The sequence below is a fragment of the Desulfosarcina sp. genome (assembly GCF_033791525.1).
Lineage (GTDB): Bacteria > Desulfobacterota > Desulfobacteria > Desulfobacterales > Desulfosarcinaceae > Desulfosarcina.
In genome coordinates, this window is record NZ_JASJGN010000186.1 from 23,615 (window position 1) to 40,626 (window position 17,012).

General features: G+C 55.8%; 17 protein-coding genes. 4 read left to right on the forward strand and 13 right to left on the reverse strand.

Translation table 11 applies throughout. The features are described 5' to 3' along the window. Nucleotides 1-128: 128 nt before the first annotated feature. From QNK41_RS08950 to QNK41_RS08960, 3 genes are read right to left on the reverse strand one after another with little or no spacing between them, the layout of a single operon-like run. Nucleotides 129-1,436 (reverse strand): hypothetical protein, encoded by a 1,308-nt coding sequence (locus QNK41_RS08950; protein ID WP_319255896.1) that lies wholly within the window; start codon nucleotides 1,434-1,436, stop codon nucleotides 129-131. Further along, nucleotides 1,436-2,437 (reverse strand): polysaccharide deacetylase family protein, encoded by a 1,002-nt coding sequence (locus QNK41_RS08955; protein ID WP_319255898.1) that lies wholly within the window; start codon nucleotides 2,435-2,437, stop codon nucleotides 1,436-1,438. The genes QNK41_RS08950 and QNK41_RS08955 overlap by 1 nt, the downstream gene beginning before the upstream one ends. Continuing rightward, nucleotides 2,418-4,142 (reverse strand): adenylate/guanylate cyclase domain-containing protein, encoded by a 1,725-nt coding sequence (locus tag QNK41_RS08960; RefSeq protein WP_319255900.1) that lies wholly within the window; start codon nucleotides 4,140-4,142, stop codon nucleotides 2,418-2,420. Before QNK41_RS08960 ends, QNK41_RS08955 begins: the two co-directional genes overlap by 20 nt. Nucleotides 4,143-4,407: 265 nt before the next feature. On the opposite strand from QNK41_RS08960, the gene QNK41_RS08965 reads away from it, so the two are divergent. Next, nucleotides 4,408-4,875 (forward strand): cyclic nucleotide-binding/CBS domain-containing protein, encoded by a 468-nt coding sequence (locus QNK41_RS08965; protein ID WP_319255902.1) that lies wholly within the window; start codon nucleotides 4,408-4,410, stop codon nucleotides 4,873-4,875. Between the two features lie 411 nt (nucleotides 4,876-5,286). Here the strand turns inward: QNK41_RS08965 and QNK41_RS08970 are convergent, their stop codons facing one another. After that, nucleotides 5,287-5,718, reverse strand: coding sequence for a MaoC family dehydratase (locus QNK41_RS08970; RefSeq protein ID WP_319255904.1), 432 nt, complete (start codon nucleotides 5,716-5,718; stop codon nucleotides 5,287-5,289). 49 nt (nucleotides 5,719-5,767) lie between these two features. Next, nucleotides 5,768-6,019, reverse strand: a complete 252-nt coding sequence (locus QNK41_RS08975; protein WP_319255906.1) for a hypothetical protein — start codon at nucleotides 6,017-6,019, stop codon at nucleotides 5,768-5,770. A 319-nt stretch (nucleotides 6,020-6,338) separates the two neighbouring features. Between QNK41_RS08975 and QNK41_RS08980 the strand changes: the two genes are divergently transcribed. The 3 genes from QNK41_RS08980 to QNK41_RS08990 all read left to right on the forward strand — a co-directional run bounded on the left by QNK41_RS08980 (nucleotide 6,339) and on the right by QNK41_RS08990 (nucleotide 10,077). Then, complete coding sequence (locus tag QNK41_RS08980) at nucleotides 6,339-6,860, forward strand: polyhydroxyalkanoate synthesis regulator DNA-binding domain-containing protein (protein WP_319255909.1); 522 nt, start codon at nucleotides 6,339-6,341, stop codon at nucleotides 6,858-6,860. Nucleotides 6,861-6,938: 78 nt separating this feature from the next. Then, entirely contained in the window at nucleotides 6,939-9,095 is a 2,157-nt protein-coding gene (locus tag QNK41_RS08985; protein ID WP_319255911.1) for a DUF3141 domain-containing protein, read from the forward strand. Nucleotides 9,096-9,306: 211 nt separating this feature from the next. Then, nucleotides 9,307-10,077 carry an RNA pseudouridine synthase gene (locus tag QNK41_RS08990; RefSeq protein WP_319255913.1) on the forward strand — a complete coding sequence of 257 codons (771 nt, stop codon included), beginning with the start codon at nucleotides 9,307-9,309 and terminating at the stop codon, nucleotides 10,075-10,077. Between the two features lie 309 nt (nucleotides 10,078-10,386). Here QNK41_RS08990 and QNK41_RS08995 read toward each other — a convergent pair whose 3' ends face one another. The 8 genes from QNK41_RS08995 to QNK41_RS09030 form a co-directional block, all read right to left on the reverse strand. Further along, nucleotides 10,387-10,668, reverse strand: a complete 282-nt coding sequence (locus QNK41_RS08995; protein WP_319255915.1) for a DUF5818 domain-containing protein — start codon at nucleotides 10,666-10,668, stop codon at nucleotides 10,387-10,389. A 655-nt stretch (nucleotides 10,669-11,323) separates the two neighbouring features. Further along, nucleotides 11,324-11,581 carry a hypothetical protein gene (locus tag QNK41_RS09000; RefSeq protein WP_319255917.1) on the reverse strand — a complete coding sequence of 86 codons (258 nt, stop codon included), beginning with the start codon at nucleotides 11,579-11,581 and terminating at the stop codon, nucleotides 11,324-11,326. Nucleotides 11,582-11,599: 18 nt separating this feature from the next. After that, nucleotides 11,600-11,950, reverse strand: coding sequence for a DVU0259 family response regulator domain-containing protein (gene divK, locus QNK41_RS09005; RefSeq protein ID WP_319255919.1), 351 nt, complete (start codon nucleotides 11,948-11,950; stop codon nucleotides 11,600-11,602). A gap of 237 nt (nucleotides 11,951-12,187) precedes the next feature. Then, nucleotides 12,188-12,568 carry an acidic tetraheme cytochrome c3 TmcA gene (gene tmcA / locus QNK41_RS09010; protein ID WP_319255921.1) on the reverse strand — a complete coding sequence of 127 codons (381 nt, stop codon included), beginning with the start codon at nucleotides 12,566-12,568 and terminating at the stop codon, nucleotides 12,188-12,190. A gap of 26 nt (nucleotides 12,569-12,594) precedes the next feature. Further along, on the reverse strand, nucleotides 12,595-13,929 hold the full coding sequence (gene tmcB / locus QNK41_RS09015) for an electron transfer complex ferredoxin TmcB (RefSeq protein WP_319255923.1): 1,335 nt from the start codon (nucleotides 13,927-13,929) through the stop codon (nucleotides 12,595-12,597). A 134-nt stretch (nucleotides 13,930-14,063) separates the two neighbouring features. Beyond that, nucleotides 14,064-14,723 carry a TmcC family electron transfer complex membrane anchor subunit gene (gene tmcC, locus QNK41_RS09020; protein WP_319255925.1) on the reverse strand — a complete coding sequence of 220 codons (660 nt, stop codon included), beginning with the start codon at nucleotides 14,721-14,723 and terminating at the stop codon, nucleotides 14,064-14,066. 13 nt (nucleotides 14,724-14,736) lie between these two features. Further along, a complete protein-coding gene (gene tmcD, locus QNK41_RS09025) occupies nucleotides 14,737-16,002 on the reverse strand; it encodes an electron transfer complex subunit TmcD (RefSeq protein ID WP_319255927.1) in 1,266 nt (421 codons plus the stop codon). A 187-nt stretch (nucleotides 16,003-16,189) separates the two neighbouring features. Beyond that, on the reverse strand, nucleotides 16,190-16,555 hold the full coding sequence (locus QNK41_RS09030) for a response regulator (RefSeq protein ID WP_319255929.1): 366 nt from the start codon (nucleotides 16,553-16,555) through the stop codon (nucleotides 16,190-16,192). Between the last annotated feature and the right edge of the window lie 457 nt (nucleotides 16,556-17,012).

Consider the following 17,012-nt stretch of genomic DNA (forward strand, 5'->3'; position numbering starts at 1 on the left):
GTAAACCGTCCGGTATCTTCGTTAGGCTTCATCGCTCGTCACTGCGGTCTTGACCTGAACCAAAGGCGACTGGATGCACACCACAGGGTGGCTGGCTGCATTTCGCATGGATGCCGTGTGCACGTACGTCAGGGCAGGGTTTCGATTTTTTGCATCAGCCGGCGGGCGTTGTCGATGTTCTCACGGGCTTTGTCGTGATTCGGATCGCATGCCAGGGCGATCTCCCATTCGGCAATGGCTGATTTCAGATCTTCGTTGATGAAGTGTTTCACGCCGTTGCGGTAATGAATCTGAGCCCGGTTCGCCAACTGCGTGCGGACGGTTTGATTCAGGGCCATGCTGGCTCCATAGCCTTCATCGGTTTTTTCCAACACCTCCCGGGCCTCGAAGAGACGCTTGTGGTCATAGTGGTCCAGGGCCATCCGGTAGCGCGCTTCGTTGGCCAGATCGCGGGCGTCTAAACGATCCGGTGCCTTCTTGAGCAGCCTTTCGGTCAACTCAAGGCTCTGCTGATACTCCCCCTGATCAAAATGCGCCCGGGCTTTTTCGAGGACAAGTGCGGCCTGTTGCTCCTGCAAGGCGGCCTGCAATGCTTCCACGGCGGCATCCTTTCCTGCGAACCCGTCCGGAACCATGGCAAGAGACGGCCGGGCGGCGTCCAGCAGTCCCGATGCAATCTGGGCAGTGGCTTGTTTCAGATGGATGCTGTGGACCAGGGTCTGGACGTCGGAATCATCTGGATCCGCCTGTCCGGCCAGGGCCAGTGCGCCGTCAAGGTCATTTTCCGCCAGCAGCGCTCTGGCTTCGGCCAGTTGACTGGGCGGCTTTTTTTTGCGGGCTTTTTTTTGCGGTGTCTTTTCCAGTTTGGGCAGGATCAGCAGGGTGCCGGGCGTCAGCGCCTGGTCCACCGGCAGATCGTTGAACCAGGCTACGAGAAAAGCCTTTTTTTCATCGCCAAAGACTTGTTTAGCGACGGTGGCGGGTCGGTCACCGGGCGCCGACAGGTGCACGGCCAGCGGAAAAGGTGAAAAGCGGGCATTGAGCTGTATCAAGGCCGGCTGATAAGCGGGATCCAAACGAAGGGCAGCCAGAAAGTGGTTGCGGGCCGCCACCTGATTTTTTTTTCTCAGTTCCGCCATACCGTTTCGATAGTGGGCATTTACCGATTCGGATATTTTGGTATTCAGGCGTGATATTTCGCTGCTGGCCGCTGTTGGGTCCATGGTTATCTGTTCAACCAGCCGCCAGTGATCCAAGGCCATGGTGAGTTCACCGCGTGCCTCCAGTACACGGGCTCGTTCGCTGACCGTGCCGGTCTGCGCCGCCGTCCACCAGGGACCGGCCCCTAAAAACTCCGATACCAAATCCATCGTGCCAGCACAGCCGCAAAGGATGATGGTGGCAATGAGGGCGATAACTGGCTGCAAACGTCTCATCAGTTGAGGTCTGCCGGGATTATGGTGGTGAGCAATTTTGCGAACTGCTCCGAGTCATTCCGGTTGTCTATGGGGGTTCGACGGATGCTGAATCGGTCGGCGAAAAAGGGATTTTCCCCCGGTCGCCGGATGAAGGCGGCTGAGAACCCGAGCTTGGCCGCCATGGCAGACACCAGGCTGTTGGTGTCTCCGTGTGGATAGGCCAGAAACAGGCAGGGTTCATCGAGATGCGTCTCGATTGTTTTGCGAGCCAGCCGCAGCTCCGTTTCCACCGAGCTGAAATAGGCTTCGAAAGTCTGTGTTTGGGTCCGACGGGTCAATGAACGCCCGCTTCGTCCCCGGCATCCGATGGAAAAGCCATCTTTGTATAGCTGCTTGATCTGGTCCCAGGTCATGGAATCCTTAACGCCCACACCGTTGGTGGCCACGAAGATCGTTGCCGTCAACCCCAGTTCTTTCAATAGGGGAATGCCGGTCTTAAGGAGGCGATGGGATGCTGTATCGAAGGAGATCAAAACCGGTCGGCGGGGGAGCTGGCCGGAAAATCCCATGAACTCGGTCAGCTGACTGGGGGTGATGGCGACGAAGCCTTCGGTTTTCAACCAGCGCATCTGGTAGTCGAATGCCGACCGCGACACCTGTCCCGATGAATCACCAATGTCCGAATAGGCCAACACGGGAACGGTCTGATATCCGTCAGGGGTGAGGCCGCCGCGTTGAAACGGTGCCGTGGGGACCATGACCGGTTCACCCCTGGAAAACGTTGTACGGTCGTTGTATTCACCGATCATCCACCCCTTGGATGAATCATTTAAAATACGCTGGGCGATGGAGGCCGGCGTGTCGGTTTGGTTGGCTCTCACCAGAAGAGGCAGCGGAGGGGGTGGATCGGCCTTCATCTCCTCACCATAGATGCCTTGGGGAATCAGGACCGCGCCAATCAGCAAGGCGGTGCAGATGAGAATCGGGTATGATCGATGTCTAATTAACTGATTTGACATAGGCCCTCTGTTTGATGGATGTGACACGCCAGGTTTCCACGGGGGCGATTTTGCCCTTGATGGTTCGTGTGCCGGCGGGTTCCACACTGACGAGTGCGCGCAGACAACCATAAACCGCATCCGTCACCAGCACTTCACCGGGGGTGGCCAGCTCGCTGAGCCGAGACGCCAGGTTAACCGTGTCGCCGATGACGGTATACTCCATTTTTACCTGGGATCCAATGTTCCCTGAAACGATGGGGCCGGTGTGGATACCAATACCCACAGAAGACAACAGAGGATTACCACGGATGCTGTGCCGGTGCAACTGATCCATAAGATCCAGGGCGGCCCGCACGGCCCGTTCCACATGATCCTTTCTGAACACCGGTACACCGAAAACCCCCAGGACGCCGTCGCCGATGAATTTATCTACGTATCCGCCGTAATCCATGATGGCGCGAGTGGCGATCTCGAAATAGGTGTTGAGCATGTCGACCACCTCCTCCGGTTCACGGTCTTCAGCATAGGCGGTAAAACCACGGATATCGGCAAAAAGAATCGTGGCGTCGTTCTTGTGGCCTTTGAGCCACATTTTTTCCGGGTCGGCCAGAATCATTTCCAGCACATCCTCGCCCACATATTTGCCGAAGGACTGGCGGGTCAGTGTATGCCGGAAAAGCTCTTCGCCCATCTGGTTGAAGGCGGTGGCCAGGTTGCCCAGCTCGTCCTGGCGATTGAGTTCCACGCGATAACGGTAGTCTCCTTTACCGATGGCCTCGGTGGCGGCTACCAATTCCAAGATGGGTTTTGAAAATCGTAATCCCAGATAAACCGCAATGGCTAGGCCAACGGTCATCATTACAACGGTTACATATATAATGGACCCTTTTTCCTTGTCGACCAGTTGCTCGATAAAATCCAACGAGACGCCCACATGGACCGCCCCCACGATCTTGTCCTGAAAGACCACTTCCCGGGTCAGGTTCAGCATCTGCTCACCGGAGGCGGCGACGAAAGAAAAGTAGGAAATGTCCCCACGGGTTTCCGGCGGTGCCATGGGGGTGGGGGTCGCCAATTCCAGGCCGATCCGATCCACATCGGTGTGAGCCCGGATCAGACCCCGGACGTCGGTCACGACAGCATAGCGAAGCCCTTCGGTGGCGGTGGCTTCTTTGATCAGGGTGTTGAGGCTGAGAATATCGTCGTCGATGAGCAGAATGCGTGCGTTGTTGACAAAATAATTGAGACTCACCGTCCCCACTGTCACAGTCTGGTCGAAAAATTGGGCCTTTTGCTTGTTGATGATAAAATAACTGAAAGAAACGATGGTGACGGTGACGATGATCAGTGCACCAATGCAGAGCTTGAGCCAGATAGGGATGGCCGGGGCGGGCAATCGCTCGGCCAGGGTGCCGCGCTGATGGAGAATGAGTTCTCGGATGTTGTCCGACAGGGAGGTGACGGAGATACTGAAGTTCTCATTGATTGCCTCCACGACAGCAGTTTCTGTGGCTATCCCCAGTTCGGTAATGATGTGACCCAGGCGAACGGCCTGGCCAGTTTCGATCAGCCGTTGACGCTGGGCGGCGAGGGCGGTTTCCAGCTGTTTGTCGGTGATGATGCGCCGCTCGATCAGTACTTGGCCCAGCTGCAAATCGCCCGGTGATCGTCGCCGGAAGAGGTGCTGAATATGGGAAAACAGGGATCTGGGGGTTTGTTGCATAGCTCCACCGCATCTGTGGAAGGTCAGGGGGCGTCGAGTGACAATGACCGTCACCAGACTGAGCAGAACTATAATGGGCTGTATCGGTTGGTGTCAACAAGCAGCTTGGGAATCGTTGACAGAGCGGGGACGGAAGACTATTTTAATTGGTAAGGCAAATGCCGCAAACAGCCACCCAATGATTATTTTTCAGAATCCTCTCAGGCAACCGGCTATCAGAGGCTGCAGCGGTTTCAGGCAACCCTCATAAAAAAGGCGGCGAAAGATGAAGACAGCCAACGACATGATCCAGGAAAAGGGCGGCGATATCCTCTGTGTTCCGGAGGGAACCACCGTTTTGGAAGCGCTGAAGCAAATGAACGCGCGCAAGGTTGGGGCGATTATGGTGACCCGTGACGGCAAGCCGGTGGGCATCTGGACAGAGCGGGACCTCATGCGAAACACCCTCGATGCGGCATTCGATCCCAAGACCGTCCGCATCGATGACTACATGACCAGAGACCTGATATTTGCGCCTCACACGGACACGGTCTACAATCTCATGGACAAATTCCTGGGACTGCGGGTGCGTCACCTGCTCATCGAAAAAGACGGTAAAACCATCGGCATGGTGTCCAGCGGTGACGTCATGAAGGCCTCCATCCAGGAAAAGGATGGGGAACTCAAACAACTGAACTCAATGGTGGGCTGGGATTACTACGAAAACTGGCGATGGAAGCCCGAATCCAAATGAAGTATGACGGATTCGTAAAAAGCTTTTTCAGGCCATGCATGGCCAACTATCCGAAAGGAAACAGGATGACGTAGGAGCGGCTTCCAGCCGCGATAATGCCATGTGATCACGGCTGGAAGCCGCTCCTACGAAAATCGGGCCGTCTATTGGGACACGCTTCCTTAGAAGCCCGAGATCTGCGTTACGCTTCGTCCATCGTCATTGCGGAGTAAGACACCTACACCTCATTCCTCGGGATGGAACATGAATGTTCGCCGTAAGGATGAAGATCGATTTGCTGTTTGCTCGCTCAAGCTCGCTTTATAGCGACCCGCAAGCCTTGATCTCCGGCTTTTTACAAATCCGTCGGAAATGGAACTGTTTACGACTTCATCAACGTATGAGCGGCTAACCTTCGATCGCCGGCGACAGTCAGGGTTTTTTCGGCGGCCGTGGAGGGCTCACCAGTGCCTCACCGTCCAAGACCCGGGTGCCTTCCTGAGTGACGCAGGTGGTTCTCAGACGGACCCGTTTTTTATCTTCCATTTTTTCGATCACCTCCACCGTCGCGGTGACGGTATCCCCGATGCGTACCGGTGCCAGAAAATCAAGTGTCTGTCGCATGTACACCGTTCCCGGGCCCGGCAGGCGAGTACCGATCACTGCGGATATAAAACCCGCCGAGAGCATGCCATGGGCGATGCGCGTCTTGAAGAACGTGCCCTGCGCGTAAGCCTCATCAATGTGCGCCGGATTAAAGTCGCCGGTAACGCCGGCAAACAGGTAGATGTCCGTATCGGTCACGGTTTTAGAGAATCGATCCGAATCCCCGATGGTAAGCTGGTCGAAGGTTTTCCCGATCATGTTGCATCCCCTTTGCATAAACGTTCTTGATTGGTTTCCAACTACTTGCCTATAGGAAGCCTTCCACCTTCTTAAACGCCTCATCCACGGTTTTCTTGTACTCTTCGCGGCCTTTTTTAAAGGTGTCCACCCATTCCTGTACTGCCTTTTTTCCCTCTTCGGGCATCCAGGTGGCCTGGCTCAGCATGGTGTTGGCCAGGGTTTCGTTCTGGTCCTGAACCATGGCCATGGCGTTAAAGGCATTGTTGAATGCTCCCTTGTTGAAATCCACCATCTGTTTGAAAATTTGTTTCTGATCCATGGTTGAGCTCCTTTTATTCTGCAATAGGTTTAGGGTAAAAGTCCGGGGTTGAATCAAAATCTTCCGATCACCCTCCCCGGGCCGACTGATTCTTCCTCTGCCATCAGATCCGTGGGTGGGGTGTCCACATGGATTCAATATATGTCCCCTGTGGCCGATGTCAATGGTATATGTTGCATCGCACAATAATGTCAGTTTGCCATTGCTAATTTGACAGGTACTGTATATATTTCGATATATGCTGATAAGGTATAATGACAACCGATTCCGGATAAGCTTTTGTTGCAGTGTGTCAAGATGAGAAGGGAATGATTGATCCATGCCTGATCCCCTAGTGTTGAAAAAATACAGCAATCGGCGACTCTACGATACCCGAAACAGCTGCTATGTCACGCTTGAAGATGTATCAACAATGATCCGCTCCGGTGAGCAGGTGCTAATTCACGACGCCACCACCGGCGAGGATGTGACCGCATTCATCCTTACCCAGATTGTCCTGGAGGCGGCCAAACGCAGAAACAGCCTGCTGCCGGATTCGGTGCTGCACCTGATCATCCGCTACGGAGACAATGTTTTGGGTGAGTTCTTCGAAAAATATTTTCAGAAAACCCTCCAAAACTATTTAGAAACCAAAAAGGCTTTTGATCAACAATTCGGAAAGTGGCTGGATATGGGCATGGAGTTGCCCAGGCGCATGCCAGAGATGATGTCCGGTACATCCTCCATCGAAGGTATGATAAAAATGTTCGGTCTTCCAAAGCCATCCGCATCAAAGAAATCGGAGTCGAAACACCCGGACTCATCAGACAACCCCGACAGCGACCAGAAACCAAAAGCATAAACAACGCCCACTGCGTCGGTTACCCCGTTTTGCAATGCACCCGCATGGCAACAGCGGTCCCGACAGCTGGAGATACCCATGTCTACAACACCAACGACCCGTTTAACCCCCACTGATTCCCCTTTGCACTGGCTAACCGATGCCTTGGAGTATACCGGAGATTATTTTCAGCGAACGGTTTTATTTGCTGATATTATGAGACGCCGGGGAAACCAGTACCTCGATCATCTTCGGCAGGGACAGCCGCCGGTGCTGACCTTTTCCTACGACATCCTGCTGGACGGCCGGGAGATGGACCCGCCCACCAATTTTTATCTGGCAAGGATCCGGGACCGCCGAACGCCATCCCAACCCCGGCGCTCGGATTTGAAAGAGAAACGGCGACTCCTGATTGCCACATCCACCCGCAAGGCATCCACGCGTCCGATTATCATCATCGATCCCCGGGCGGGACACGGCCCGGGGATCGGCGGCGCAAAACGGGATTCGGAAATTGGAATGGCCCTGGACCAGGGATATCCGGTGTATGTAATTTTATTCACTACCCGGCCGTTAGCGGGTCAGACACTGGACCATGTTCAACTGGCCATGGCCAGGTTTGTGGAAACGGTCCGGGACCGCCATCCGCAAGCTGGAAATCCGGCTATTATCGGAAACTGCCAGGCCGGGTGGGCCGCCGCACTCTTAGGGGCCGTCAGGCCCGACATCACCGGGCCCATCGTGATGAACGGCGCGCCTTTGTCATATTGGGCCGGCGTAAAGGGCAAGCATCCCATGCGCTACAAGGGCGGTTTGACAGGCGGCGTGTGGCAGGCATCTTTATGGGGAGATCTGGGTAACGGAATGTTCGACGGTGCCCACCTGGTGGCTGGCTTCGAGGACCTTAACCCAGCCAACACGCTGTGGGACAAGCATTATCATCTGTGGGCCAATGTGGACACGGAAGCTGACCGTTACCTTGAATTCGAACGCTGGTGGAACGGGTACTATCTGCTCACTGCCGAAGAGATTCATTTCATCGTGGACCAGCTGTTTGTGGGCAACCGTGCCCAGCGGGGGCAACTGGTCATGAACGACCAACGCGTGGATCTGAAAGCCATGAAGGGGCCCATCGTGGTCTTTGCGTCCCATGGGGACAACATCACCCCCCCCCAGCAGGCCCTCAACTGGATACCGGCCGAGTGGGGTAGTGTGGACGAAATCCGCCGTAGGCAGCAGACCATCGTTTACATGGTTCACGGCACCATCGGTCATCTGGGTATTTTCGTTTCTGCGGGTGTTTCCCGGAAAGAGCATCGTGAGATTATCGCCAGTATCGACCTGATGGAGTTTCTCTCCCCCGGTCTTTACGAAATGGTGATTTCGGATGACGACGACGGCATTCGGCAGGTCCGATTCGAGGCCCGGGAGATGGCGGATATTCTGGCCATGGATGACGGTGACGATGACCAGGTTGCATTTGGGCCGGCGGAGGCCATTTCCAGCTATAACGACCGGGTTTATCGACGACTGGTGCGACCCTGGGTGAAGGCAGCGGTGAACGAAGCCACGGCCGAAACAATCCGACAGCTGCATCCCCTGCGGACCTCCCGCTATGGTTTCTCCGACCTGAACCCGTGGATGGCACCGGTGAACCGTCTTGCCGATGAGGTGAAAAAGCAACGTCGACCGGTTTTGCCGAACAACCCCTTTTTGGCCATGGAAAAGTTTTTTTCCGATACGGTATCAAAAAGCCTGGATCTCTTTCGGGATTGTCGTGACCGGGCAACTGAATCCTGGTTCTATGCGATTTTCGACAACCCGTGGATGCGGATGATATCGACCGGTGAAGCGACCGATGGCGCCGCCGAAACATCCGGGTGTCGGGCAGGCCGGCTGGCGGCGATCGACACCGGCGGCTTTGCCGATGCGGTGGTGAGGATCATGGTCGCTCTGGCCCATGCGGGTGCCGGTACGCGCAGGCGCAGCCTTGCGGCCTATGACGGCTTGGCCGGCCGGGATGTCCGCCTGGCGGATATTCATGGACGCACCTTAAGCGAAATGATCAAAAAGCAGTCCGGCATCATGAAATCCGCGCCGGAAGCAGCCCTGTCCGCACTGCCCTGCCTGCTTCCCTGCCGGGCGGACCGTCAAAAAGCCCTGGCCGTCGCTTCAGCGCTGATGGTGAATGAGCCCGATGCAGACTCCCAGGTGATTCGCATGCGCGACGCCATTGCCGCTGTTCTGGGGAATTGACTGGTTCTCACATGTCAGGTTTCTGTGATCCAATTCCCAAAAGACAGGATAGCTCCACGAAAGGCCCGCCACATATGATTTGCCTCCAGTGCCACGGTGCGGTCGATGAACAAGCGGCGGCATGCAGCCGTTGCGGGGCTGCTCTTTCGTTTGCGATTCAATGCGGCCGTTGCCGGGCCGTGAACCGGGCGGCCCTGGATGACCTTCCCCGATGAGTGCGTCTAACTTGCCGGTTAAACCCGATCCTGAAACCGTCATTGCCGCCGGAGAGGTCCGGATTCCGGTGGTGGCCTGCGGATCACGATGGCTGGTGGTGGAAAAACCCTGCGGCATGAGTATTCACAACGACCCCGGCGGTGACCTGTGTTCCCTGGTTCTGGCCGCCGTGCGTGCGGGCCGTCTACCGGCCGTGGGCCGCGATCTTCCCGCCATTCATGCCGCCCATCGCATCGACCGGGACACCAGCGGCATCGTGATGCTGGCCGGCGACCCGGGAACACTGGCCTTTTTTGGCGGACAGTTCGCTGCAAAGGCTGTTCACAAGCAATATCTGGCAGTGGTCCATGGCCGCCTTGAAGAATCGAGCGCAGACCCGAAGGGAGTCGACTGGAACTGGCCGCTGACCGCCGCGGCAGCCGGGCGAAACGATCCCATGGGAAAGGGAAAACGAATCCCCTGCACCACCCGATGGCGGACACTGGCCCACAGCCTGCATTATTCCCTGGTTGAATGCGAACCGCTTAGCGGTCGAAAGCACCAGATCCGACGGCATGCCAAACTGGCGGGCCACCCGATCGTGGGGGACCGGCGCTATGGGTCGGTCCGATCTTTGGCCTATCTGCGGCGGCACAATGGCTTTTATCGGCTGGGTCTGCATGCCCATTCCCTGACGCTCCGCCTTCCCGGTGATGCTAAAACCACCACCGTTCAATCCGGTGGGTTGCCCGAGGCGATACGGCAACTGCTGGAATCGGATCGATAGTCGTCGTTGTCCGATGAACGGCATTGGTAATTCGAGAAAGCCTGGGCTGGTTCGAAAGGACGAGTGTGCAGATGGTGAAGACAATCCCCAAGGATCCATTCGACCAGCACTAGTTCTTCAGGAAGTAACGACAAGTGGCTGCCCTGTCAGGGCAGAAGTTGTATCGGTGAATAGGACAATAGGGGCGTGGTGGCGGTTTTTTGATGAAACCTGCATCCGGTCGGGTGTCCTACCCGGATGCAGGAAATTGTATTCGGATAGCAGCCCCAGACTGCCAAAACGTCGGGGCTGCGGGCTAGCTTGAAACGCTTATTCCGTTAACGGCTCCATGGCAAGGACGGAAATTACTTTCACGCCATCTTTTTCGGCAACGGTTCCCGTTACGTTCACTTTCTGGCCTACCATGTCGGCGGTCAGATTGCTGCCTTCGAGAATGAAGACGCCGTCTGCAGAATCAAGAACCATCACGTTACCCTTTTCTGCAATGGTGCCAGTGATGCTGTCTTCTGCGATCGCCAGGCCGGTACCGGCCACAACCAGGAGCATTGCGGCAACAACTGCCAATACGGTGTTTTTCTGAATGTTTTTCATACTCATTACCTCCATATTCAATAGTGGAACCATTTTTTGTCTACGAGGCGAAACTGCCTCTTATTCAACACACCCGCTGCTGAAGATACAGCATTTCGGAACCGACCGACGGTGCATTGTGCTCGATGAATACGCAATGCGTATGCCAATATAGTAACATTTTGATATTATATAACATATCAAATTTATTCATTGGACATTCTTCCTCGTGGGCGTTTCACTAATTGCGCATAGATGCCCAAATTTGCGCGCTTTAAGGATAGCGGGTTGTCTTGGTAGGCTATGGTTTACCACCGGTATTAATTCGTCGTGATCGATGGCGCTGCAGGGCGTAAGCACACGACTAAGGGCTGTTTGGGCGATCCTGCTGTTTCACGACCTGATCTTCACCCATATGCTGGCCAGGCTCATCTTTCCCTGATCCGTTGATGCCGGAACCGCCACCTGTCTGTCCGATGGATTGCCCGAGGCAAGGCGGCAACTGCTGGAAAATGGATCGATAGGCGGCGTTGTTCAAAGGATCCGCTGGTCCAGCGGATGCCGGGGCAAGACGGGTTCGGGCGGGTGTGGGTGATCCTTATCCCCAATGACCCGTTCAATCCGCAATTCTCTGAAGGAAGTCGTGGCGGACGCGGGCTTGATCACCGCCGTCGCTTCAATAGGTCAGCAGGGGACTGGTTTGCGGCGGCTTTTTCGAAAGGTTTTCGAGAGGCGGTGGATCGGCCTCGGCGTGGGCCGGTTGATGCCGGGCCTTCTCCCGGGCCTCCCTTGAAATGGTGACTCGGTCGATAACGCCGAAGGTCTGCTCTTCACGCCTCGGGCGGGCAGCGGTTGCCGGATCCGGTCGGTGCGACCGTTCGATGGGGGCGATTTTCCGGTTGTCTACAATAATATAGGGTGTATCGTCTATCATCGGCGTTTCGATTTGCTGTTATCCAATCGTATTTTTTACAATCCCCACCAGTTTTTCCGGGTCGAAGGGCTTTTTGACAAAAGCGATGGCGTCCTTGATGGCGTGGTCGCCGTCGATGCCGCTGATCACGATGACCGGGGTGTCGCGCAAGTCCTTGTCCTTGCGAAGTTTGCGGTAAAAGCGGGGGCCCCATTCGCCGGGCATCTGCAGGTCCAGGGTAATCAGGTCGGGCTTTTCATTTTTGACCACGTCCAAGCCTTCCATGGTACTGGAGGCGGTGCAGGTTTCATAGCCGTTGTCGCTGAAAACGGCTTCCAGGTATTTGACCACAATAGGGTCATCGTCGATGATGAGAATTTTCTTGGGCATGGATATCTTCCCTGTTTGATATAGGTACGTGGGCCTGAGTAGAACTTCCAGTTAATGTAGAATATTAAAAGCGGCTAAATTAAACTTGTTGAATACGCCTTACTCAGAAGTGGTAGGTTATGGTTCAGGCCAAGGCCGCAGCGATGTTGAAATCGGAGGCGTAGCAGCGCTACGTCGAGGATTTCAAGGGAGCGAGAACGCCGGCCTGAGCCATAAGATGCCGCTTCTGTCCAAGCACTATTTGATGTGACACTCCCCGCACATAATCGGGCCCTTCTTCTGCGCCTGGTGGCAGCCTTTGCAATTGAGATGAAAGGCCTTGATCAACGACGGTTGATCGGCGGATCCCTTCAGGTCGTGGCATTCCGAGCAGCTCTGGTCCTCCGAGGATTCGTCTTCCAGCCGCTTGCCGTCCTCGTAGACGTGATGGCACTCTGCGCAGTCTTCGATGCCGGCGGCCTCGTTGTGAGCATCGTGGACGAAGATCGACGGTATGCGCTGGGGATTGTCGAAGGACGCGTTGTCAACGATGGTCATGTCGTCCTGGGACCATGCCGGAGTGATCGCCAGAACGATCCCGATCATTAGCGACAGTGTGATCAGCGTGACGGTTTTCATATTTCCTCCTGCTCCTGCGCGGGTTCTCATGCCGGTTTTTCCATGACTTCGTAGATGATGTCCCCGAAGAACTTGATGTCCAGACCAATTTCATAGTGGTGCACGATGTCGTGCAGACCACTGTGGCAGTTGTGGCAGGGGGCCACGAGCACCTCGGCGCCCTTGGTCTTGGCCCCGAAGAGTTGCTCGGCCTTGACCCGGTTACCCGTGATGCGTGCCATCTTGAAGGGCGGTCCGGTGTTGATCACCCCGCCACCTGCACTGCAACAATAGTTGTGCTCCCTGTTGGGGTGCATCTCGATCACGGTTTCGCACAGGGCGTGAGCCACGTAGCGCGCCTTTTCATGCAGCCCACCGCCGCGCACCACGTTGCACGGGTCGTGCAGGGTGATGGGGGGTTTGTACTTTTTGGCGATCTTGATGCGGCCCTCCTTGATGAGATCGTGGTAGAACTCGATGGCATGCACGATGGTAAAGGGCGGCATGGCCCAGCCTAGCCAGCGGTTGCCCATGTCGTACACCGAGCGGAAGGCATGGCCGCACTCGCCCATGACGATCTTTTTCACTTTGAGCCGGGCGGCGGTCTCGAAGTGGGTTCGCTTGAGGCGGCCCATGATCTCATTATCCCCGGTGAACATGGCCATGTCGCTGTTGTCCCACCCCACTGAGGCTGGCATGGTCCAATCAACTCCGGCTACGTGCATGATCACCGCCGCCTGGTATATCAATTGGGCCTGGAATTTTGGCTCCGGGGCGATCACGCTGTACATGATGTCCGCTCCTTCTTTTTCCAGGGGAATGCGCAGGTCGGGGATTTCGGCCTGCGCCTCCTCCTCCTGCCACTGGAGGGTGTCGGGCCATTCATCCCCTTTGACCCACATCTGGTTCATGGTCACCGAATGGCTGTGGGCCGTGTCCTGGATATAGAGCGGGGTGACACCCAGACGGTGGATGATTCGCCGCACCACGCTGATCAGATAGGCGATGTCGATGCCGAAGGGGCAATACTGGGCGCATCGCTTGCACAGGTTGCATTCGCTGTGGGCGATGATGGCCGCCTGGCGGATGAATTCCGGGCTGACCCGCCCTTTTTTCTTGACCATCTCCCAGATGGTCTGCTTAACTTTGCCCACCGGCGAGTAGCGGGGATCGTTGTCGTGGGAGAGGTAGTAGTGGCAGGCTTCCGAGCACAGGCCGCAATGGATGCAGGTTTCCACGTAGGCCTTCAGCCGGGCGCCGGTTTCCGAATCAATGACGCTGTTAATCACCGACTCAATTTTCGCTTCGGTAAGCCGGGAGATGCCGACGTCGATGCCTTCGTCCACGATTCTGGTTTCTTCTTTTTTTGACGGTTCCGCCATGTTGAGAACTCCTTTTCAACTCACGCCAGCATGTAAGTAAACTTTGGCTGCTGGTTGATTCACCCTAACCCGGATAAACTGGAAATAACAAATCGCAAGCACCAAATCTCAAGATTAAGATACTATCCTTTCGCCTACCAGTCCCGGGCGTGCCGCACCTTGCCGAATTCGGAGCCCATGTAAGCCCGGGTAAACGGTGAAAAGAGCATGTGGCTCAACCGGGTGAAGGGAATGGCTGCAAGCATGATGTCTCCGGCCAGCACGTGCAGGCACATCATCAGTGGATAGGACACCCACTGGTGGTAGGCCAAAAAACCGGTGATAAACGGTGCCGCCACAATGGCCAGAATCACAAAGTCCGAGGCTGACGTGACGAACTTGACTTCCGGCTGGGTGACTCTTCTCACCAGAAAATAAACGGCCCCCAGGATGACGATAATCGTCATGACATCGGCGGCGGCATCGGGCAGGGACCACCAGCTGATGCTGAATGCCTCGTCCCAGAGCACCACGTGGGAGAGCAGGAAGATGGGCGTGGCCAGCAGGCAGAGGTGAAAGGAGAACGTCACCACGGTGAGTACGGGCTGGCGCCGCCAGTTCACCGTGGCAAAGGGGATGATCCAGTGAAAGATGGATCTCAGGCTGTAGCGCCAGCTCATATAGGAAAAGATGAACCGCTCTTTTTCGGCCACCAGCTTTAGCATGCTGGCAATCCGATAAATGCTGCCTCCGAAAAAGAGAATAAAGGCGACCCATGCCAGCGGCCCACTGACAAGGTTGTAGAAGGTATGCATGTATTTCTCCTTGCTAACCGGTGATGATAGAAACAGGCACGACGCGTCGGACATAATTGCCCGCTTCGATGGTACGCAGCATCAGTTGTGTACCGTCCGGACTGAAAACCGGCTCCCAGGCGGCATCGCAGGATCCGGACCAGACCCGGTTGTTTACGGTGTAGGTGTACTGTCCCTTTTTTTCAACCTTGGCGGCCACGTCCTTGCCATCCGGGCTGAAGACGGGCTTCCAGGCCATGTCCCAGGCATCCGACCAGGGGCTGCCGTCCACCACTACGCGGAAGGTTTCATCATCCTTGGCCAGGGCGGCGATGCGTTGGCCGTCCGGGCTGAAGGTTGCGTCGGTGACCAGTTGGGTGAAGGTGGACGGCCATGGCTCGCCGTCTACGGCCACGGTCCAGCGGCCGTATTTGGGTGCCACGATGGCGGCCAGCCGGCTTCCGTCGGGACTGAACATCTGGTGCCAGATCTGGACAAAGCGGCGATCCCAGAGCGTTTTTCCATCTTCGGTCAGCCGCCACATCCCCTTTTCCCGGACCGGTGCCACTACGGTTCCGGTAACTGGGTTGAACACAGGCTCCCAGACGGTGGCGTAGCGGGATTCCCATGGCACACCATCTACGGCGATGGTATAATCATACAGGTTGAGCCGAACCTCAGCGGCCAGGTGCGCACCGTCCGGGCTGAGGGCCAGGTTCCAAACGTTGACGAAGCGCATGTCCCACGGTTGACCGTCCAAGGCGGCGGTGAAGCTGCCCTTCTGGAATTTATGGATTTCGCCCGAATCCACGTCTTCCACCTGAACGGCGCCGGCGGTGTGACGGCCGTCCGGGCTCATGGCAAAATAGGTCATGTTGGCGTAGGTCTGCTCCCAGGGTTCCCCGTTCAAAACCATGGCATAGCGCATGTCCTGCTGCACCGGGGCGGCGATTGCGGTACCGTCGATGCTGAAGCGCGGCTCCCAGATGTAGCCGAATTTGTTCTCCCAGGCCGCACCGTCCACGGCCATGGTCCACTCACCCATTTCGGACACCAGGGCCGTGAGCCTGCCGTCCGGTGAGAAACGCAGGTGCCAGATTTTATCGAACACGGTTTCGCCCCAGACGTCGCCGTTGACGCAGACGGTGAATTCGCCTTCGTCTACGTTGACGATGGCGGCGACCGTTTCGCCGTCGGGGCTGGCATAGGGTTCTTCGACCCATTGGTATTTCTTTTTCCAGGAGTCCAGAGAAACTCGTTTTTCACCGGTCTCCCAGTCCCAGTTTCGGGAATCAACCATAGTGCCTCCTCGTTGAAACATTGGCGGTTAGATTCTCAGGTGGTGTTGGATGGTGGATCGGGATGACCTTCCCCGTTGAAAAATAATGGACCGAACGATAACCATAGCCAGGGGAAAGGTTCCCCGGCGAACTGTCGCTGTCCGTGGACCGCTGCATATTTGTTACCCTTGCGTGGCTGTGTCGATTTCATTGAATAACCGAGACGCTTAACGTTTGTATACTGATTCGGGTTCGAATCCGCAAGTTTGTTTTTGGTCCCATGCACAAAAAGAGATGCCACCATCGCTTTGTTTTTTCACATGGCCGGTAATCACGATCACCCCGTCTCCGGAGCGTCTTCTTGATTTGCCTGAGTACTTCGAATCCGTCCATGCCGGGTATCTTCAGGTCGGTGAATACGATGCCTGGGTGATGTTCCCGAACCAGCCGAAGGCCGGTTTCGCCGTTTTCAGCGGTCAGCACCGAATAACGGTAGGCATTCAGAAACAGACGGAACATGGTCAAGGTGGCGGCTTCATCGTCGATGACCAGGACCGTTTTCGTGGCATTCATCGTAACGGTCATTCCTTGAGGGGGCGATTGGATAAAAAGGGTGTGTTGTTTCTGCTTGACGGCACTATGATACCTGAAACAGGGATATTTGCAATGATTTCCTTGCGAAAAGAGCGGCCACCGATCGAGGAAATTGTTGCGTCAGCGCTCGATTATCCTGCCGATTCACGGCATTTGCACAGGGACCGCCATCTATTGTATATGAGGGTTGTTAACCGCAATAGCGAGGGCATTCCCTGCGGCTTGCGGTGGGAAGGGTTCACCGTATTAAGGATACCCCAAATAAACTGCTGCTCCCGACGCTCGACCCTCGCGCCGGAGAGCAGCGACATAATCGGTCTTCCTAAATGATTTATCTACTGCCAGGGATGGGTGCCAATTCAAAAATGTATCAAGGCGCCTGGTTGGAATTTAATCACGCAACCTACATTGACTGGCCTCCGCATAAAGGAGAAGC